Below are 20,246 nucleotides of genomic sequence, written 5' to 3'. Positions count from 1 at the left end.
CAGACCGCCTATGCTATGAGCGAGGCATGGGACGGAAACGCATCGAGCCGGGCAAAGTCCGGCTGACCGAAGTTGCGGCACTGGCGGGCGTCAGCCCGATCACGGTGTCACGCTTCTTCCGTAATCCCGACACGGTCTCGGCCGGCCGCCGCACGAGGATCGAGAGTGCCGCCAAGGAGCTCGGCTATGTGCCGAACCTCGCCGCGCGCGCTCTCGCATCGCAGCGCACCGAAGTGATCGGCGTGCTGATACCCTCCCTCACCAACAACGTGTTCTCCGACGTGCTGCGGGGCATCTATGATGCGTTCGAAGGCAGCCGCTACAGCATCCAGCTCGCCAACACCCGCTACAGCGTGTTGCAGGAGGAGCGCCTGCTGCGGTTGTTCCTGATGCAGAAGCCGGCCGGCCTGATCGTGACCGGTCTCGACCAGACGGCGGAGAGCCGGTCGATCATCCAGGCAGCGGACTGTCCCGTCGTGCAGATCATGGAGCTCGGCGCCGACCCGATCGACATGATGATCGGATTTTCGCACGTCGATGCCTGTTTTGCAGCCATTTCACACCTTCTCGCGCAGGGCTGCCGCCGCATCGGCTTCATCGGCGCCCGCATGGACCCAAGGGTGCAGCGCAGGCTGCAGGGCTATCAGAACGCGATGAAGGAGGCCGGCTTGTTCGACCCGCGTCTCATCGTCACGGCGCCTGTTCCGACCTCGACCACAATGGGCGGCAGCCTGTTCTCCGATCTGCTGATGAAGGCGCCGGATCTCGACGCCGTGTTCTGCGCCAACGACGATCTCGCGCTCGGCGTGCTGTTCGAATGCCAGCGCCGGCACATTGCGGTACCCGAGCAGATCGCGATCGTCGGCTTCAATGACATGGAATTCATGGCCGCGGCGGTTCCGACGCTCACCAGCGTGCGCACCAATCGCTACGAGATGGGTCGGCGTGCGGCGACGATGATCATGGACGCCGTCGAAGGCCGTCCCGTGGCGCAGCGCGTCGTCGATCTCGGCTTCGAGGTGATCGAACGGCAGAGCTCGACCTTGCAGCGCGCCGCCGCAAGTCCGCAGCCCGCGTCGGGGCGCGCTTCCGGAACAAAATGGTAGCGCAACCAAAAGCCATGAACTAGAACCACTCGAACCAACGACGACTTGAACGAAAGACGTAGGCGATCTTCGACAGCGGGCCGATGGCGCGCAGACGACGGACCGGCCTCGCCACGTTTGCACTGCGGGAGAAAACACATGACGAACTCGAACGGGCATGCCGGCAACGGCGCTGACAAAAGCCGCAAGCTGCGCTCGCAGGCGTGGTTCAACGATCCGCACAATCCGGGCATGACCGCGCTCTATCTCGAGCGCTATCTGAATTACGGCCTGACCCGGGCTGAGCTGCAGTCGGGCAAGCCGATCATCGGCATTGCCCAGACCGGCAACGATCTCTCGCCCTGCAACCGCCACCACATCGAGCTGGCGCACCGCGTCCGCGAGGGCATCCGCGCCGCCGGCGGCATCGCGATGGAATTTCCGACCCATCCGATCCAGGAGACCGGCAAGCGCCCGACGGCCGCGCTCGACCGCAACCTCGCTTATCTCGGCCTGGTCGAAATCCTGTTCGGCTATCCGCTCGACGGCGTGGTGCTGACGACCGGCTGCGACAAGACGACGCCGGCCTGCCTGATGGCCGCGGCGACCGTGAACATCCCCGCCATCGTGCTGTCGGGCGGCCCGATGCTGAACGGCTGGCACGAGGGTCAGCGCACCGGCTCCGGCACCGTGGTGTGGAAGTCGCGCGAGCGGCTCGCCGCCGGCGAGATCGGCTATGAGGAGTTCATGGAGATCGTCGCCTCCTCGGCGCCGTCGGTTGGCCATTGCAACACCATGGGCACGGCATCGACGATGAATGCGCTGGCCGAGGCGCTCGGCATGTCCCTGCCCGGCTGCGCCGCGATCCCCGCGCCCTATCGCGAGCGCGGCCAGATCGCCTACGAGACCGGAACGCGCATCGTCGACATGGTGTGGGAAGACCTGAAGCCATCCGACATCCTGACACGCAAGGCGTTCGAGAACTGCATCGTCGCCAACTCCGCGATCGGCGGCTCGACCAACGCGCCGATCCATATCAACGCGCTGGCGCGCCATGTCGGCGTCGAGCTCGACATCGACGACTGGCAGAAGGTCGGCCACGACGTGCCGCTGCTCGTCAACATGCAGCCGGCCGGCTTCTATCTCGGCGAGGAATTCCATCGCGCCGGCGGCGTGCCGGCCGTGATCGGCGAGTTGATGCGGCACAAGCGCATCCACGAGGACGTCATCACCGTCAACGGCCGCAGCATGGGTGAGAATTGCCGCGAGGCAGCGAAGCCCGACGGCGACGTGATCTGGTCCTACGACAAGCCGCTGGTGAAGGATGCCGGCTTCCTGGTGCTGCGCGGCAACCTGTTCGATTCCGCGATCATGAAGACCAGCGTGATCTCCAAGGAGTTCCGCGACCGCTATCTCAGCAATCCGAAGGACCCGAACGCCTTCGAGGGCCGCGCCATCGTGTTCGAGGGGCCTGAGGACTATCACGACCGCATCGATGATGAGCAGCTTGCGATCGACGAGCACTGCGTGCTGTTCATCCGCGGCGCCGGTCCGATCGGCTATCCCGGCGGCGCCGAGGTCGTGAACATGCAGCCGCCGGCGGCGCTGATCAAGCGCGGCATCCTGTCCCTGCCCTGCATTGGCGACGGCCGGCAGTCCGGCACCTCGGGCTCACCGTCGATTCTCAATGCGTCGCCGGAGGCCGCCGCCGATGGCGGGCTCGCAATCCTCAAGACCGGCGATCGCGTGCGCATCGACCTCAACAAGGGCTCGGCCAATATCCTGATCTCGGACGAGGAGCTTGCGAAGCGGCGCGCCGAGCTGAAGGCCAAGGGCGGCTTCCCGCACCCCGCCAACCAGACGCCATGGCAGGAGCTCTATCGCAACACCGTCGGCCAGCAGGCCACCGGCGCCTGCATGGAGCTTGCCACGCGCTATCACAACATCGCCGGCACCGTGGGTGTGGCAAGGCATAATCACTAGACCCAACTGCCGTCATTCCGGGGCGCGCGAAGCGCGAGCCCGGAATCCATACTCCCGATCGTGGTTATGGATTCCGGGCCCATCGCTTCGCGATGTCCCGGAATGACGATAACTAAGAAGTCAATTCCCAAGGGAGACTCCATGTCCGACCGTCTCAAGGGCAAGCGCGCCTTCGTCACTGCCGCCGCTGCCGGCATCGGCCGCGCCTGTGCCATTGCCTTCGCGCGTCAAGGCGCCACCGTATTCGCCACCGACATCGATGAGAACGGCCTGAGCACGCTGAAGAGCGAAGGCATTGCCGAGGTCGCGACGCTCGACGTGCGCAACACCGCGGCCGTGAACGCGATGGCCGAGCGGGTCGGCAAGGTCGAGATCCTGCTCAACGCTGCCGGCTTCGTGCACAACGGCACCATCCTCGACTGCTCCGACGACGACTGGGATTTCTCGTTCGATCTGAACGTCAAGTCGATGCATCGCACCATCCGCGCCTTCCTGCCGAAGATGCTCGATCAGGGCGGCGGCGCCATCGTCAACATCGCCTCCGCCGCGGGCGTGTTCAAGGCGGCACCGAACCGCTACGTCTACGGTGCGACCAAGGCCGCCGTGGCGGCGCTGACGCGCTCGGTCGCCGCCGATTTCGTCGGCAAGAAGATCCGCTGCAACTGCATCTGCCCGGGCACGATCGAAACGCCCTCGATGCTCGGACGCGCGGCCTCGGCCGGCCCGAACGGGCTGGAGATGTTCATCTCGCGCCAGCCGATGGGCCGGCTCGGCACGGCGGAGGAGATCGCCCATCTCGCGGTCTATCTTGCCAGCGACGAGAGCGCGTTCACGACCGGCGTCGCGCATACCATCGACGGCGGCTGGACGCTGTAGTTCTGCTCCGTCATTCCGGGGCAGCCCGCAGGGCTGAACCCGGAATCTCGAGATTCCGGGTTCGCGCTGCGCGCGCTCCGGAATGACGACAACAAAGATCGACCGGGGAAACATCATGAACCACATCGACCTTACCAACCGCTGCGCCGTGGTCACCGGCGGCGCGCAAGGTTTTGGCCGCGCCATCACCGAGCGCTTCAAGTCGTCGGGCGCGAAGGTTGCGATCTGGGATCACGACATCGCGCTGGCGGAGAAGACCGCGCAGGCGATCGGTCCGGAGGTGCTGGCGCTGCAGGTCGACGTCACCGACACCAAAGCGGTCGAAGGCGCCCGTGACGCGACGCTGGCCGCGTTCGGCAGCATCGACATCCTGGTCAACAATGCCGGCATCGCCGGCATCAACAAGACGGTGTGGGAGACCGATCTCGAGGAGTGGCGCAAGGTGCTGCGCATCAATCTCGACGGTCCCTTCATCTGCGCCAAGGCGATCGTGCCGGTGATGCTGAAGCAGGGCTATGGCCGCATCGTCAACATCGCCTCGATCGCCGGCAAGGAGGGCAACCCGAACGCTGCGCACTACTCCGCGTCCAAAGCCGGCCTGATCGCGCTGACAAAGTCGCTCGGCAAGGAGCTGGCGCAGCACAACATCACGGTCAATGCGGTGACGCCCGCCGCGGCGAAGACTGCCATCTTCGACCAGATGACGGAAGCGCACATCAACTTCATGCTGTCGAAGATCCCGAAAGGCCGCTTCGTGCTGGTGGAAGAGCTCGCCGCGCTGGTGTCGTGGCTCGCCTCGGAAGAGTGCTCGTTCTCGACCGGCGCCGTATTCGACATTTCCGGTGGCCGCGCAACTTATTAGTCGGCGTGCCGATCGATAGAGCCCGTCCTCACCGAGAAATCGTCATTGCGAGGAGGCGAAAGCCGACGAAGCACTCCAGAGCTCCTCGCGCGGCCCTGGATTGCTCCGCGGCGCCGCTGCGCTCGCAATGACGGCGATAGGCAGAACCGTTCCGGTACTGCTGACGATCGCGAGAGATCATGACCAGTTGGAGGTCCCACCATGACCCACCACGGCGGCTGCTTCTGCGGCGCGGTGCGCTTCCAATGCACCGGCGAGCCGATCAACGTACGCGTCTGCCACTGCCGCAACTGCCAGCGGGCGACGGGCGCGCCGTTCTTCGCCCGCGCGCTGTTCGCGCACGACGCGCTGACGATCACCGGCGAAACCGCGCGCTTCCCCTCCTCCGACGCGCTCGATCGCATGTTCTGCCCGCGCTGCGGCGTCAGGCTGTTCTCATGGCGCAGGACGCGCCCGGTTGTCGGCGTGGCCCTGGCCTGCTTCGACGACCGCAACGCCTTTGCCCCGACCGAGCACATCTGGGTCTCGGAAAAGATGGATTGGGTGCAGCTCAGCGACGGCCTGCCGCAATTTCCGGAGAATCCCGCGTAGCATCGGGGAACCATCGTGCCTATGTAAGGCGGTAACGCGTCCGGAACCCCGATCCTTGAACATCTCGCTCTACGGCATCTCCGTCTGGATCCTGCCGATCATCATCGCCATCACCTTTCATGAGGCTGCTCACGCCTTCGTCGCCTGGCGGTTCGGCGACGACACCGCGTTGCGACTCGGTCGCGTCAGCTTCAACCCGCTCAAGCACATCGATCCGTTCGGCACCGTCCTGCTGCCGGGCATGCTGCTGCTGTCCGGCTCGCCGTTCCTGTTCGGCTACGCCAAGCCGGTGCCGGTCGATTTTCGCAATCTGAAGCCGCTGCGCGCCGGCATGGTGATGGTGGCGCTGGCCGGACCGGCCACCAACATCGCGCTGGCGCTGGCGGCCGGACTGGCGTTCCACGCCCTGCCGCTGGTTCCACCGGAGGCGGCGCGGTGGGTGGCCAGCAATCTGTGGAATATTTTCTCGTTCAACATCCTGCTCGCCGTGTTCAACATGCTCCCGATACCGCCGCTCGATGGCGGCCGGGTCGCGGTGGGCGTGCTGCCGGCGGCGCTGGCGCGGCCGCTTGCCCGGCTCGAGCCGTATGGCATGCTGATTCTGATCGGATGTCTGATCCTCCTGCCGCTGGCGGGTTCCCAATTTGGTCTCAATCTTGATCTCGTGTCGGGGCTGCTCCGCGCCACGACCGATTCTCTGAAGCAGCTGCTTCTGCTATTGACGGGTAATGTCTAGATCTACCCGTCAGGGATGGTAACGAACGAGCCCCGAGGCACTCTTGGTCAAAGCCGCTGACATGATGATCGCACGCCGCGCCGACACCCGCGCCCGTGCCGATTTCGCGACCTGGAAGATGATCGCCAAGCTGAACGGCGCCTCCGGCCTGCCGCCGGCGGCGCAGGACTTCCTGGCAAGCTACAAGGCCCGCCTCGGCGACATGCCGGAGGACGAGGCGACCGAGGCCACCATCCGCGAGATGTACAAGGCCTATTATGCCGAGATGGGCGGCGGCGGCGCCCCGCCCGAGGTCAAGCCGGTCGCCGCCGAGCCGGTGACCGGCAATGTCACCGCCTTCCGCAAGCTGCCGCCGAAGAAGGCGGCGCAAAGCGGGACGACCGCTCCGCGCAAGCTGCCGGTTGCGCTGATCTTCGCCGCGCTCTGCGTGGTCTACGTCGGAGTCAGGCTGTATTGGCAGTGAGGTCAGCCGAACCCCACCCGCTCATTTCGGCGGGTTGAACTTGACCGGCAGGATGAAGGAGAACTCGTCGTCGGTGAGGCCCGCGGGAGGCTTTGGCACGGGATCCGAACGGCGGACCATGCTGAGGGCGGCCTGATCGAACTCCGGATCGCCGGACGTTTCCTTGACGTCCACCGAGACGACACGGCCGAGCCGATTGAGCACGAGCGCCAGCTTGAGCTGGGCAGCGGCCTTCTTTCCGGATGGATACTTCTTGTGCAGTTCGAAATAGGCGCTGATCTTGCGGCCCCAATTGGCCGTCAGCCTTTGCACGTCCTTGCCGATACCGGCATTCGGCGCTTTGGTCTTCTCGGCTTCAGGAACCTTCTCGTCCAGGGCCTTGCGCGCGCTGTCTTCGGAGGCTTCCTGCGCCTCCGACGCCTGTGTCTGGACCGTCGCGACCTTCTGCTCCTCGGTCGGCTTCTTCACGTCAGAGGTCGTGACCTCGCGGTCGGCCTCCTCGGTCGTGGTCGGCACATCCTTCTGCAGATCGGTCTGCTCGACCTCGGCCTTCTGCTCCTGCATCTGCGGAGCGGCGGTCTGCGCTACCGAGTCCTGTCCGACCGGAACCTCGTCGTCCTCGACCTTCGGCGAGCCCATATCGATGTCGATGACCTCGGCGCCCGCCGCGCCGAGGCCGCCGGCGTCCTCGTCGTCGTTCAGATGCGTCAGCGCCAGCGCGGCCCCGCCGACATGCAGGATCAGCGCGCCCATGATCGCCAGAAACCAGAGACGGCGCGAGGGGGAGTGCCCGACGTCGAGGTCGCTCATCACAAGTCGGCGCTCCTCACGGCTGCGCGGGCTGGGCCGGCACCTGGGCGGGCGCGGCGGGCGGCGCTTCCAGCGCCACCAGCTTGATCTTGGTGTAACCGCCGGCGCGCAGCAGTTCCAGGACGCCCATCAGCTCGCCATAGGGCACCAGCTTGTCAGCGCGCAGGAAGATCGGCCGGTCCTTCGGCTGATCGGTCATGGCATCGAGCTCGCGCACGAGATCGACGCGCTTGACCAGATTTTCCCCGATCGCCAGCGACAGGTCCGGCTTGATCGAGACATAGGTCGGCTTGTCCGGCTTCTTCTGCGGCGTGGCGCTCGAGGACGGCAGGTCGATCGGCAGGTCGACGGTCGAGAGCGGCGCGGCCACCATGAAGATGATCAGCAGCACCAGGATGACGTCGATGAACGGCGTCACGTTAATGTCGTGGGTCTCGTCGAAATCGTCGTCGAGATCGCCTTCGGAGAGCGAGACGGCCATCCTCGGCTACTCCGCCGCCCGGACGTGAAGGCCGGTATGGCTGCGATCGAGATCGCGCGACAGCAATCGTCCGGTGGTGCCGGAGGCGCGGTTGACGAGCTCGAGATAGCCCTTCGTGACCCGCGAGAAGTGATTGTAGATAATCACGGCCGGAATCGCCGCGGCCAGACCGATCGCGGTCGCCAGCAGCGCTTCCGCGATGCCCGGCGCGACCACCGCGAGGTTGGTGGTCTGCGATCTGGAAATGCCGATGAAGCTGTTCATGATGCCCCAGACGGTACCGAACAGTCCGACGAAGGGCGAGATCGCGCCGACGGTGGCGAGCAGGCCCATGCCGGTGCGGACCCTGCGCGCTTCGGCTCGAACGATCTCGGTGAAGCTCGAGGCTGCGCGCTCCTTGATGCCCTCGTCACTGCCGAGCCCGGCCGACAGCCGTGCCTCTGATATCGCAGCCTGCAGCAGCAATGCCGCGACGGTCTTGCCTTGACCAAGCGCAAGATGGGCCTCGGCCAGCGACTTCGCCCCGGTCAGCTTGCGCAGCGCGACGACCAGCCGGCGGCGCAGGACGGAGAATTCGAGGCTCTTGGCGATCAGGATCGTCCAGCTTGCGATCGAGGCCAGCGCCAGCATGATCATGACCGCTTTGACGACGATGTCGGCCTTGAGAAACATGCCGAACGGCGACAGCTCGTCCAGCCCGGTGGTCACCGACTTGCCATTGCGGGCGCCGGTCTCGATGCCCACCGGGGCGGCAGCCGTTGGGGCGACCTGTCCCGACGCGGGAGGGGCCATCGTCAGGGCTGTGCCCGGCGCCGGCGCGGACAGATCGGTCGAGACCGCCGGGGCGGACCTGGCCGGCTCCTGCTGCGCATGTGCAGGTAGCCCCGCAGCAACAGACAGACATGACAGGACGATTGCAAACCTAACGAGGAACGATGTCATCATATCTCGGCCCATTAGACCTCGGCCCATTGCCGGATCAGATTGTGATAGATGCCGGTCAGCTTGACAGCATCGGGATCGTCCCTCCCGAGGCGGTCGGCCAAGCTCTGGATCGCCGCGTCCAGATCGAAGATCATGCTCCGGACGTGGGCATCCCGTATCATGCTCTGCATCCAGAAAAAAGAGGCGACCCGGGCGCCGCGCGTGACCGGCGTGACCATGTGAAGGCTCGATGACGGATACAGCACCGCGTGCCCCGCGGGCAACTTGACTTCGTGCGAGCCGTAGGTGTCCTCGATCACAAGCTCCCCACCGTCATAGCTGTCGGGCTCGGCCAGGAACAAGGTCATCGACAGATCGGTGCGGATGCGCAGGCCGGTCAGCGGATCGCCGCGCACGGCATTGTCGACATGGATGCCGAAATGGTCGCCGCGCGAGGCGGTGTAGCGGTTGAACAGAGGCGGAAAGATCTGCAGCGGGATCGCCGCCGACAGGAAGCGCGGATTCTTCGTCAGTGCCGTGATGATGCGCTTGCCCAGCACCCGCGCCGCCTCGCCGTCGGGCGGCAACTGCTCGTTGCGCTTGACCATGGCCGACTGCGCCCCGGCCGTCGAGCGGCCGTCCTCCCAATCCGCCTCATCCATGACGCGGCGGAAGTCGGCGACCTCGTCTTTCGACAGAACGTCCGGGATGCAGATCAGCATGATCAGAACTTCGCAGTGGTGACGATGTAAAAGGCGCGCCCCGGGGCCACGGCGACGAACGGCACCGCGCTCCGATACAGCGTGTCGTAGTACAGCTTGTTGGTCAGGTTCTGGGCATAGAGCTTCATGGTCCAGTTCGCGTCGAGCTTCTTCTCGACGAAGGCGTCGAAGCGCCAGTAGCTCGGCAGCTCGTTGCCGGTGTTGGCCGCGAAGGTGCCGCCATAGACCTTGGAGCGGTAGACCGCCTGCCCGCCGATCTCCCAGCCATTATCGAGCTTGTACTTCGACAGCATGCTGAACGACTGATGCGCGATGTTGGCGAGCTGCAGGCCGATGTTGGAGGCGACGCCGCTCTGCGTGACCTTCGACTGCATCAGCACCAGGCCGCCGAAGATGCTCCAGCGATCGGTGAGCTTGCCTTCCGCCTCGATGTCGATGCCCTGGATGCGATAGGCCGCGCCCGAGGTGAGCAGGCCGCCGACGGTCTCGCGGGCATTGTCCTTGGTGGTCTGGAACAGCGCGGCTGAGACCAGCAGATGGCGGTCGACCAGCTCCCATTTGGTGCCGAGCTCGGCCGCCTTGTTGCGCTCGGGTCCGAGCAGGACCGCGGTGTTGGCGGGCACGCCGCCGTAATCGGTGCCGGTGGCGTCGAGTTCGGAGCCGAACGGATTGGCCGAGGTCGCATAGGCCGCGTAGATGCTGCCGATCGGCATCGGCTTGTAGACCAGGCCGACATTGTAGTTGACCAGGTCGGCGTTCATCTTGAGGTATTTCGGCGAATTGGTCGACGAGCTCATGTTGTAGCCGTCATAGCGCACCCCACCGTTCAGGATGACCGTGTCCTGCCAGTTGGCCGTGTCCATGACGTAGACGCTGTTGGTGTTGACGCCGTAGCGCGTCGGGTTGCCGATCAGCGACGGCGTATTGCTGAATGGGATGTAGGTGTATTGCGGCGAGTACACGTTGACGCCGGTAACCGCGCCCGAGCTGGTCGAGCCGCCGCCGAACAATTCGGACGAGAGTCCGGTGTAGCGATCGATCGAGATGTTCTCGTTCGAGAACTCGGTGCCGAGCACCGCGGTGTGCTTGACGCCGCCGGTATCGAGCTTGAACGTCGCATCGTTCTGGTTGGCCCACACGTCCACCGTCTGGTAGCGGCTCTGCGCACTCGCCGTCGTGGTCCAGAGCAGCGGATTGGGGCTGGTCGTGTTCGGATTCTGCGGCAAGGTGCCGATATAGTTGAGAAGCGAGTGCTCGCCGCGGAACTTGCTGCTGAGGGTGATCGCCTCGTTGACCTTGTACTCGGCCGCGGCAGTGCCGAAATCCTGCCGCGCCGTCTGGAAGTCGCGATTGAGGAAGCCATACCAGGTGCCGCGCGGAATGCCCGCCGAGGTCACGGGGACGTTGCCTTGCTTGTAGTAGGGTACGCCGAAATCCGGATAACCCGACAGATCGGTATGGACATAGTTCGTCGTGATCTTGAGATCGTCGATCGGCGTCCACTTGGTCGAGAGGAAGGCGCCCCAGCGGTCATCGGTGACGAAGTTGCGCCCCGCCACATTGGAGTCCTGGAACAGGCCGCCGGTGCGCACCGAGAAGGTCGGCGAGATCACCTGGTTCACGTCGAGCGTGACGCGCTTCTGCTGGTCGGTGCCGAACTCGGTATCCATCCGCTTGAAGTTCGTATCGCCAGCCTGCTTGGTGACGATGTTGATGGCACCGCCGGCGGTGCCGCGGCCGGCATAGGACGAGGCCGGACCGCGCAGGATCTCGATCTGCTCGGTGAAGAAGTTCTCGCGGATCGACACCGCGGGATCGCGGATGCCGTCGATGAAGACGTCGTTGCGGGCATCGAAGCCGCGAATGAAGAAGCGGTCGCCGAACGCATTGCCGCCCTCGCCCGAGCCGAGCGTGACGCCGGCGGTCGAACGGCCGATCTCCTTGAGCGCGGTGACGTGCTTGTCGGCAAGCACTTCCTTGCTCATCACGGTGATCGTCTTCGGCGTGTTCAGGAGCGGCTCGGGAAACTTGCCCGACGCCTGCACGCGGTTGACCTTGTAGGGCTCGGCTGCGTCCGCGTAGGGGTTGGCGTCCGGCGCGGACAGTCCGCCTGCGTTCGGGAACGCCACCGCGGCCTGCTGCGCCGCCTGCTGACGGGCCGCCGCGCGGCGCAGGGCATTGCGCGCGCGGACCTGCTCGGCGGTCGGCTTGGAGGACGTCGGCTTGGCCCGCGCGATCGGCGCATCGACGTTGACGGGCGGCAGGTCGGACGCCGGCTGCGCCTCGGCCGAGGACATCGATGCCACCGCCATCAGCCCGGCCACTGCCGACACCTTGGTGACGGAGGGCCCCTCTCCGCGTCCGTCATTGAACTTCATCGCTGCGACCCCACGCAGCGAACGCGGTGCTATCACCTGTCCCATTTTATTTTCACGCGCCCCAGATCTTCATTCCACATCGCTTACGCGGATCATTCGCAGTGCGACGATGCGTCGTTGGTATCGGGCGCGTTTCAGGGGGTCAATTTGAGGAGCCCTAATTTGGCCTTGAATAGTTCCAGATCAAAACAATTCTAAAAACGCTCAACTAACAACATGCGGAACTTGAAATCGTTCTAAATAGCGCGATTTGGCTCGCGCTGTCGTCGAATCAGCACTGCGCCGGGCGTAACTCCGGCGCTTGTCAGTTCGACGAGTCAGCCGGCTCGTCGGGGCTCGGCGGCTTCATCAGCGAGAACAGCTCGTCCACGGTCTGCACCGCGATCTGGCGCACGCGATCGGAATCATCGACCCCCGCGATCCGCACGCCCTTGACGACGGCCCTGATCTCATCGCGAAAATCGGTCAGGAAACGCAACGGATCGCGCTGCTCGTTGGCGACGCGCGCGATCAGGCCGGTGACCAGGATCTGGCACGCGAGCATCTTTCCATTCAGTTCTTCCATCGTGAGCTCCCCATTCGCTATCGTCGCACGGCGCATCGTCGGCGACGCAGCCTCGCTCCGGTTGGATCCTGCCGCTGCCCGACGGCGCCATGACGGCGGCTGGACTCATCGGCTTCTAATCAGCTCCCATCGGGCGCGACAAGACGGCGAGAATAGGTCGGAGTGCGGCATTCGCACGAGAGAACCGCGCGGCCGGCGAATGGTCCGGCGCGGCGCGCCAGCCGACGATGGCGGCAGAGGATCGCCGCAGACCGCCCTGCTCTCGCGCAGGCCACGCCGCGGCAACGGCAAGCTTCCCCGCCATTTTTCGCACTCAAGATGTTTTATTATACGACGCAACTCAAAATGGGATCAGAACGGTCTGCGCCGCGGCTCGGCTATTTGAGCGCCACCTCGGCTTTCGGATCGGACAGCGTCTTGATCCGATCCTTCAGGTCCCTGAGCGTGGACAGGCTGGTGGCGACGGCCTCGTCCGGAATGTCGTGCAGAACGTCGCCGGCGATCGCATCGCGCAGCTCGTCGAGATCATCGACGAGCTCTCGTCCCGCGGCGGTGAGATGGAGACGGTTCGCGCGGCGATCCCTCGGATCGTGCCGGCGCTCCAGCAGCCCCTGCTCGACCAGCCTGTCGAGCAGACGCACCAGTGAAATCGGCTGCAGTTCCAGCACTTCTGCGAGATCGACCTGTGACATCCCCTCATGCGCGCGCAGCCGAAACAGCACCACCCATTGGGCGCGGGTCGTGCCGCGCTGTTTGGCACGATGATCAATATAGTTGCGCAGGATGCGCGAGCTTTCGACAAGCTGCGCAACCAGCTGACGTCTCATATCCAGCGACATGGCTGTGAACTCCCTTGCGCTTCCTCGAAGCTTGCCGATTGTTTAGGTTTGTCCACGCGCTCGTGTGTTTACACATTAATTGCGTGCGTACTATATCTGGCATGCTGGGAATGGTTTTAAAGACCGGTTATCCTGTTCATCTCAGCATGTGGGCCAGCATGAAGACATCACGAACCCTCGGTTGGATCCTGCTTGTCGCGGCTCTCGGCGGCGCCGGCTATTACGGCTGGCAGCGTCATCAGGGCGCCGAGGCAGCGAAGAAGACCGCTGAGCAGACATCGGCCCGACCGCAGGCGGTTCGGGTCTCGACCGTGCCGGTCGAGAAGACGGACTTCCCGGTCTTCCTCACCGGCCTGGGGACCGTGCAAGGCTTCAACACCGTCCAGGTCCGCACCCGCGTCGACGGCCAGATCGACAAGATCGCCTTCGCCGAAGGCCAGCTTGTGAAAGAGGGCGACCTGCTGGTCGAGATCGACCCGAGGCCGTTCCAGGCCGCGCTCGACCAGGCCAAGGCCAAGCGGGCGCAGGACGAGGCCAATCTCAACAACGCCAATCTCGATTTGCAGCGCACCACCAAGCTCGGCGAGTTCGCGACCAGGCAGCAGCAGGACACCCAGCGCGCCACCGTCGCACAGCTCACGGCACAGATCGCCGCCGACGACGCCGCGATCGCCAATGCCCAGACCCAGCTCAGCTACACCCAGGTCAAGGCGCCGATCTCCGGGGTCGCCGGCCTCCGCCAGGTCGACATCGGCAATATCGTCAACGCCTCGAGCCAGACCGGCATCGTTTCGATCGCGCAGATCGAGCCGATCGCGGTGATCTTCACCGCGCCGGAGGAGCAGTTGCCCTACATCAACGAGGCGCAGAAGACCGCGCCCTTGAAGGTGATCGCGTTCACCACCGACGGCAGGAAGCAGCTCGCCGAGGGCAAGCTGATGGTCGTGAACAACCAGGTCGACACGTCGAGTGGAACGATCCGGCTGAAGGCGGTGTTCGACAACAAGGACCACGTGCTGTGGCCCGGACAGTCGGTCTCGACGCGGCTCCTGGTGCGGACGCTCAAGGATGCCACGGTGGTTCCCGACGACGCCGTCCAGCATTCGACCAGCGGGCTGTATTCCTACACGGTGAGCCCGGACAACAAGGCCGAGCTGCGCAAGGTGAAGGTCGGCGTTTCGCTCGATGGCCGCACCGTCGTCGAAGAGGGTCTGACCCCCGGTCAGCAGGTGATTACCGGCGGTCAATTCAAAGTGCAGCCAGGCTCGGTCGTGACCACCGCGGTGGCCAGCTCGGAGCTGGCGCCAGTTAAGGTCCGGCAGGAATGAACGGCGGCGGCATCTCGGCACCCTTCATCAAATACCCCATCGGCACCTCGCTGCTGATGGCAGGTATCCTGTTCATCGGCCTGGTCGCCTACCCCCTGCTGCCGGTCGCACCGCTGCCGCAGGTCGACTTCCCGACCATCCAGGTAACCGCCAATCTGCCGGGCGCCAGCCCTGAGACCATGGCGACCTCGGTCGCCCAGCCGCTGGAGCGGCAATTCGCACAGATCCCCGGCATCGCCCAGATGACGTCGACGAGTTACCTGGGCACCGCATCGGTCACGATCCAGTTCGACCTGAACCGCAACATCGACGGCGCCGCCAACGACGTCCAGGGCGCCATCAACGCCGCCTCGGGCCAGTTGCCCAAGACTCTGCCGTCGCCGCCGACCTACCGCAAGGTCAACCCGGCGGACGCGCCGATCCTGATCTTGTCCGCCACGTCCGAGACGCTGCCGCTGACGACGGTCTCCGACTCCGTCGATGCGCAGCTCGCGCAGCAGATCAGCCAGATCTCGGGTGTTGCCCAGGTGATCATCGGCGGCCAGCAGAAGCCGTCGATCCGTATCCAGATCGACCCGGCCAAGCTGGTCGCCAAGGGCCTCTCGATGGAGGACGTGCGCAGCCAGATCGCGATCACCACGGTCGACAGCCCGAAGGGCAACATCGACGGCGAGCATCGGGCCTACACCATCTACGCCAATGACCAGCTCACCGAGTCGAAGGACTGGAACGACGTCATCATCGCCTACCGCAATGGCGGTCCGTTGCGCGTCCGTGACATTGGCCGGGCGGTGACCGGGCCGGAGGATGCCAAGCAGGCCGCCTGGGCCAACGGCAAGCGCGGCGTGTTCCTGGTGGTCTTCAAGCAGCCTGGCGCCAACGTCATCGAAACCGTCGACAAGATCAAGGCGACGCTGCCGCGCCTGGTTGCGGCGATCCCGCCGGCCATCAAGGTCGAGCTGATGTCGGATCGCACGACGACCATCCGTGCCGCGGTCGAGGACGTCCAGTTCACGCTGCTCCTGACCATCTTTCTCGTGGTCATGGTCATCTTCATCTTCCTGCGCAGCTTCTGGGCCACGGTGATCCCGACGATCACCGTGCCGCTCGCGCTGCTCGGCGCCTGCGCGATGATGTGGGGGGTCGGCTATTCACTGGACAATCTGTCGCTGATGGCGCTGACGATCGCGGTCGGCTTCGTCGTCGACGACGCCATCGTCATGCTCGAGAACATCTCTCGCTATGTCGAGGAAGGCGAGTCCCCGATGGCGGCCGCCTACAAGGGGGCCAAGGAGATCGGCTTCACCATTGTCTCGATCTCGATCTCGCTGGTCGCCGTGCTGATCCCGCTCCTGCTGATGGGCGGCATCATCGGGCGCCTGTTCCGCGAATTCGCGGTCGTGCTGGCGATGACGATCTTCATCTCGATGTTCGTCTCGCTGACGTTGACGCCGATGATGGCCTCGCGTTTCCTGCGCGGCGGCCACCAGGCTCACGGCAAATTCTACCAATGGAGCGAGCGCGGCTTCGAGGCGCTGCTCAGGGCCTACGAGAAGGGATTGGACATCGCACTGCGCTGGCGCTTCGCCACGCTGATGGTGTTCTTCGCCACGCTCGGCCTGTCGATCTACCTGTTCGTGCTGATCCCCAAGGGTTTCTTCCCGCAGCAGGACAACGGCCTGATCACCGCCGCGTCGGAGGCGTCGCAGGACATCTCCTTCAAGGCGATGCAGTCGCGCCAGGAGGCGCTGGCCAAGATCGTGCAGGATGATCCGGGCGTGGCCAGCGTCGCAATGGCGATCGGCGGTTCCGGCCGCGCCGGCAATACCGGCAATCTGTTCATCACTTTGAAGCCGCGTGACGAGCGTGATGCATCGGCGCAGCAGATCATCGCACGCCTGAGGCCGCAGCTCGAGAAGGTCGAGGGAGCCCGGCTCTACATGCAGGCCGCGCAGGACGTCCGCCTCGGCGGCCGGCCGTCCCGAACCCAGTTCGAGTTCACGCTGCAGGACTCCAATCTCGCCGAGCTCAACGAGTGGGCGCCGAAGATCCTGGAGAAGATGCGCTCGCTGCCGCAGCTGCGCGACGTCGCCACCGACCAGCAGGCCGACGGCACCACCGTGCAGCTCACGATCAACCGCGACACCGCCTCGCGGTACGGCATCTCGCCGCAGCTGATCGACGACACGCTGTATGACGCCTTCGGCCAGCGCCAGGTCGCGCAGTACTTCACGCAGCTCAATTCCTACCGCGTGATCCTGGAGATCCTGCCTGAGCTGCAGGGCAATATCGACACGCTCAACAAGCTCTACGTGAAATCGCCGACCACCGGCGACCAGGTGCCGCTCTCGACCTTCGCCAGTTGGACCAATGTGCCAGTGCGGCCGCTGTCGATCAGCCACCAGGGTCAGTTTCCGTCGATCACGATCAGCTTCAACCTCGCCCAGGACGTCGCGCTCGGCCAGGCCACCGATGCGGTGCAGCGCGCGATGGTCGAGCTCGGCGCGCCGGCAACCTTGAACTCGAGCTTTCAGGGCACTGCGCAGGCGTTCCAGCAGTCGCTGTCGACCGTGCCGCTCTTGATCCTCGCCGCCCTCGTCGTGGTCTATCTGATCCTCGGCATCCTCTACGAGAGCTACATCCACCCGATCACGATTCTCTCGACGCTGCCCTCGGCCGGCGTCGGCGCGCTCGCAATCCTGATGGCGTTCGGCTACGATTTCAGCCTGATTGCGCTGATCGGCGTCATTCTGCTGATCGGCATCGTGAAGAAGAACGGCATCATGATGGTCGACTTCGCCATCGCCGCCGAACGTGACCAGCATCTGCCGCCCGAGCAGTCGATCCGCCAGGCCGCCCTGCTGCGGTTCCGTCCGATCATGATGACGACGATGGCAGCCCTGCTCGGCGGCGTGCCCCTGATGCTCGGCAACGGCACCGGCTCGGAGATCCGCCAGCCGCTCGGCTATGCGATGGTCGGCGGCCTGATCGTCAGCCAGATGCTGACGCTGTTCACCACGCCGGTCGTCTATCTCTATCTCGACAAGGTCAACAACGCCTTCGCGCGCTGGGGCCGCACGCATATCGACCACGAGCCCGAGACCGCGGCCGCAGGTCCGGTCAAGGAAGCGGCGGAATAGTCCGCCGCTTGTCGTCGCCTACTGCCGCGCCATCTCGGCGTTGGCGACGCCCTCGCCGTCCAGACTCTGTTCATCCTGCATCGTCACGGTCACGTGGGAGAGCCGTCCGGTGAACGCAAACGGCGCCGCATAGTCCGACACCGGGCTGCCGCGGTCATGGCCGATGTCGAGCCCCGACCAGGAGATCAGCGTGTGGAAGGCGAGCTGCGTCGTCAGCGCGCCGGCCTCCTCGCCGTCGATCAGCAACGTGTACCGGCTCATGCCGGTGCGCGCGCCCTTGGCCGGCTCGGTCTGCCGCCTGAGACGTTCGACGCGGACACCCAGGCGATGCGATCCCGCCGGCACCGGGCGTGTCGAGCTGATGATCTCGTGCCGGCCGCCGATGTTGAGATCGTGCACGAGATGACCGTCCTTGACGTAGAGGCTGTAGCCCGACGTCGCATCGCCATGGGCGATGAGCACGCCCGATGCGCCCTCTGCATCGATCTCGACATGGGCCTCGATCAGATAGTCGCGGCTGCGCACGTCGGGCGCGACGTCGGTCGGCACATGGCCCATGCCGGCGTGGAACGTAAAGCGCGTGCGCGCGCCGTGGAAACGCGCCGCGTTCTCGGCAAAGCGCGGGCCGAAGCGATCGTCGAGCGGCAGCACCTGGTGCGCCTCCGCCTGCTCCCACCACAGCTTCACCAATGCCGCGAGCCGCTCTGGCTCGGCGGCGGCGAGATCATGCGTCTCCGAGAAATCCTGCGTGAGATGAAACAGCTCCCATCTATCGTTGTCGAACGGCGTGCCCGACGGGTGAAAGGCCACCGCCTTCCAGCCGTCGTGCCAGAGGCCGCGATGGCCGAACATCTCGAAATATTGCGCGACCTGCTTCGACGGTGCCGCCGGATCGGAGATCGAGGCGGCGAAGCTCACGCCCTCGAGCGGCATCTGCGGCACACCCGCGATCGTGGCCGGCGCATCGATGCCGATCAGGTCGAGCAGGGTCGGCACGAGGTCGCAGGCATGGACGAACTGGTGGCGGACTTCGCCGCGCGCCGCGATGCGCTGCGGCCAGGAGACGATGAAGGGATCGCGGATGCCGCCGCCATGGGTGTTCTGCTTGTAGCGGCGCAGCGGCGTGTTCGACGCCATCGCCCAGCCATGCGGGAAGTTCGAGTGCGTATCCGGCCCGCCGATGTCGTCGATCCGCGCGAGCTTCTCGGCGATCGGCTCCGGCTTGAAGTTGAACGGTCCCATCGCGTTGACGAAGCCGAGCGGCCCGCCCTCCTGGCTGGCGCCATTGTCCGACATGACGATCACGAGCGTATTGTCGCGCTGGCCGGTCTTGTCGAGAAAAGCGAGCAGCCGGGCCAGATGCTGGTCGGCATGATCGAGCATACCGGCGAAGGCCGATTGCAGCCGGGTGAAGACGCGCCGCTCATCCTCGGAATGGGCCTCCCAGGGCTTCACGCCATCATTGCGCGGCGGCAGGTCCGTGCTCTCCGGCACCAGCCCCATCGCCTTCTGCCGCGCCAGCCGCTGCGCGCGCTCGGCATCCCAGCCATGGGCGAAGACCGCGTCGTAGCTCTCGATGATGTCGTGCGGCGCCTGATGCGGCGCGTGGCAGGCGCCGAGCGCGAGCCAGGTCAACCATGGCAGCTCGGGCCGGTCGGCCGTGTGGTCGGCGATGAAGCGGATCGCCTGATCGACCAGGTCGGCAGTCAGGTGATAGCCGTCGGCGTAGCTGCCGGGCGGGCTGACATGGGTGTTGTCGAGCACCAGCTCCGGCGCATATTGATCGGTCTCGGCGTCGAGGAAGCCATAGAAGCGGTCGAAGCCGCGCCCCAGCGGCCAGCCGTCGAACGGCCCGGTCGCGCCGCTCTCGGTCAAGGGCGTGACGTGCCATTTGCCGACCATGTAGTTGCGATAGGCATGGGCGCGCAGCATCTCGGCCAGCGTCCCCGCCTCGCGCGCGATCTTGCCGCGATAGCCGGGATAGCCCGAGTCGAAATTGGCAAGGCAGCCGACGCCGACTGAATGATGGTTGCGACCGGTCAGGAGTGCCGCCCGTGTGGTCGAGCACATCGCTGTGGTGTGGAAGCCCGAATAGCGCAGGCCCTGCGCGGCCAGCCCGTCGATCGCGGGGGTGCGGATCCGCGAGCCGTAGCAGCCGAAATCGGAGAAGCCGACATCGTCGAACAGCACCACCAGGATGTTGGGCGCGCCCTTCGGCGGCTGCTGCGGCGCCGGCCACCAGGGTCTGGAGCCTGCGATGGTCCTGCCGATCCTACCGCCGAATGCGGGCTCGCTCATGCCTCGTCCTCCCTCTCGCTCGCGTCCCGGCTGCGCCTCGCAGCCCGTACGAGTTTATCGTTGTGATTGCTCTGGGATCCGCGACGCCCCGGGGCTGGGTGGCACGGCCAGGCTTGCCTCGGATCATAATCATAATTATTATTATTATTCCAGATGGAGCCAGCG

Annotated in this window: 17 protein-coding genes; 9 read left to right on the top strand and 8 right to left on the bottom strand. The window is 65.2% G+C overall.

The features are described from left to right. The first annotated feature begins 26 nt into the window (after positions 1–26). From ACQR03_RS03180 to ACQR03_RS03150, 7 genes are all read left to right on the top strand, one after another. The gene (locus ACQR03_RS03180; protein ID WP_316194065.1) at positions 27–1,106 is read left to right on the top strand and encodes a LacI family DNA-binding transcriptional regulator; all 1,080 of its coding nucleotides are present in this window, start codon (positions 27–29) and stop codon (positions 1,104–1,106) included. 138 nt (positions 1,107–1,244) lie between these two features. Then, on the top strand, positions 1,245–3,068 hold the full coding sequence (locus ACQR03_RS03175) for an IlvD/Edd family dehydratase (RefSeq protein ID WP_315714460.1): 1,824 nt from the start codon (positions 1,245–1,247) through the stop codon (positions 3,066–3,068). Positions 3,069–3,209: 141 nt separating this feature from the next. Continuing rightward, positions 3,210–3,944, top strand: a complete 735-nt coding sequence (locus ACQR03_RS03170) for an SDR family oxidoreductase (protein ID WP_315749728.1) — start codon at positions 3,210–3,212, stop codon at positions 3,942–3,944. Between the two features lie 115 nt (positions 3,945–4,059). Beyond that, the gene (locus ACQR03_RS03165) at positions 4,060–4,806 is read left to right on the top strand and encodes an SDR family NAD(P)-dependent oxidoreductase (RefSeq protein ID WP_315714463.1); all 747 of its coding nucleotides are present in this window, start codon (positions 4,060–4,062) and stop codon (positions 4,804–4,806) included. A 201-nt stretch (positions 4,807–5,007) separates the two neighbouring features. Beyond that, positions 5,008–5,397, top strand: coding sequence for a GFA family protein (locus tag ACQR03_RS03160; RefSeq protein WP_315714464.1), 390 nt, complete (start codon positions 5,008–5,010; stop codon positions 5,395–5,397). Between the two features lie 55 nt (positions 5,398–5,452). Next, positions 5,453–6,133 carry a site-2 protease family protein gene (locus ACQR03_RS03155; protein WP_315714465.1) on the top strand — a complete coding sequence of 227 codons (681 nt, stop codon included), beginning with the start codon at positions 5,453–5,455 and terminating at the stop codon, positions 6,131–6,133. A 61-nt stretch (positions 6,134–6,194) separates the two neighbouring features. Further along, positions 6,195–6,596, top strand: coding sequence for a hypothetical protein (locus ACQR03_RS03150; protein WP_315714962.1), 402 nt, complete (start codon positions 6,195–6,197; stop codon positions 6,594–6,596). A 21-nt stretch (positions 6,597–6,617) separates the two neighbouring features. On the opposite strand, the gene ACQR03_RS03145 is transcribed toward ACQR03_RS03150, so the two are convergent. The 7 genes from ACQR03_RS03145 to ACQR03_RS03115 all read right to left on the bottom strand — a co-directional run bounded on the left by ACQR03_RS03145 (position 6,618) and on the right by ACQR03_RS03115 (position 13,315). After that, positions 6,618–7,406: a cell envelope integrity protein TolA gene (locus tag ACQR03_RS03145; protein ID WP_315749724.1), complete on the bottom strand. Its 789-nt coding sequence runs from the start codon at positions 7,404–7,406 to the stop codon at positions 6,618–6,620. Between the two features lie 16 nt (positions 7,407–7,422). After that, complete coding sequence (gene exbD, locus ACQR03_RS03140) at positions 7,423–7,887, bottom strand: TonB system transport protein ExbD (protein WP_315749723.1); 465 nt, start codon at positions 7,885–7,887, stop codon at positions 7,423–7,425. Positions 7,888–7,893: 6 nt separating this feature from the next. Next, on the bottom strand, positions 7,894–8,832 hold the full coding sequence (gene exbB / locus ACQR03_RS03135) for a tonB-system energizer ExbB (RefSeq protein WP_315749722.1): 939 nt from the start codon (positions 8,830–8,832) through the stop codon (positions 7,894–7,896). 11 nt (positions 8,833–8,843) lie between these two features. Beyond that, positions 8,844–9,533 (bottom strand): Fe2+-dependent dioxygenase, encoded by a 690-nt coding sequence (locus ACQR03_RS03130; RefSeq protein WP_316172022.1) that lies wholly within the window; start codon positions 9,531–9,533, stop codon positions 8,844–8,846. Between the two features lie 2 nt (positions 9,534–9,535). Then, positions 9,536–11,956, bottom strand: coding sequence for a TonB-dependent receptor (locus ACQR03_RS03125; protein WP_434840942.1), 2,421 nt, complete (start codon positions 11,954–11,956; stop codon positions 9,536–9,538). Positions 11,957–12,215: 259 nt separating this feature from the next. Beyond that, complete coding sequence (locus ACQR03_RS03120; protein WP_316172024.1) at positions 12,216–12,476, bottom strand: hypothetical protein; 261 nt, start codon at positions 12,474–12,476, stop codon at positions 12,216–12,218. Between the two features lie 377 nt (positions 12,477–12,853). Next, on the bottom strand, positions 12,854–13,315 hold the full coding sequence (locus tag ACQR03_RS03115; RefSeq protein WP_315749714.1) for a MarR family winged helix-turn-helix transcriptional regulator: 462 nt from the start codon (positions 13,313–13,315) through the stop codon (positions 12,854–12,856). Between the two features lie 146 nt (positions 13,316–13,461). Between ACQR03_RS03115 and ACQR03_RS03110 the strand changes: the two genes are divergently transcribed. Together ACQR03_RS03110 and ACQR03_RS03105 are read left to right on the top strand one after the other, a co-directional pair. Continuing rightward, positions 13,462–14,643: an efflux RND transporter periplasmic adaptor subunit gene (locus tag ACQR03_RS03110; RefSeq protein ID WP_410052832.1), complete on the top strand. Its 1,182-nt coding sequence runs from the start codon at positions 13,462–13,464 to the stop codon at positions 14,641–14,643. Then, positions 14,640–17,783 carry a multidrug efflux RND transporter permease subunit gene (locus ACQR03_RS03105; protein ID WP_316172026.1) on the top strand — a complete coding sequence of 1,048 codons (3,144 nt, stop codon included), beginning with the start codon at positions 14,640–14,642 and terminating at the stop codon, positions 17,781–17,783. Before ACQR03_RS03110 ends, ACQR03_RS03105 begins: the two co-directional genes overlap by 4 nt. An 18-nt stretch (positions 17,784–17,801) precedes the next feature. On the opposite strand, the gene ACQR03_RS03100 is transcribed toward ACQR03_RS03105, so the two are convergent. Continuing rightward, positions 17,802–20,081 carry a sulfatase-like hydrolase/transferase gene (locus ACQR03_RS03100; RefSeq protein ID WP_434840941.1) on the bottom strand — a complete coding sequence of 760 codons (2,280 nt, stop codon included), beginning with the start codon at positions 20,079–20,081 and terminating at the stop codon, positions 17,802–17,804. Between the last annotated feature and the right edge of the window lie 165 nt (positions 20,082–20,246).

The sequence above is a fragment of the Bradyrhizobium sp. HKCCYLS3070 genome (assembly GCF_051167575.1).
GTDB lineage: Bacteria > Pseudomonadota > Alphaproteobacteria > Rhizobiales > Xanthobacteraceae > Bradyrhizobium.
The sequence above is the reverse complement of the archived record's forward strand: the minus strand, read 5'-3'. Positions and strand labels throughout refer to the sequence as shown.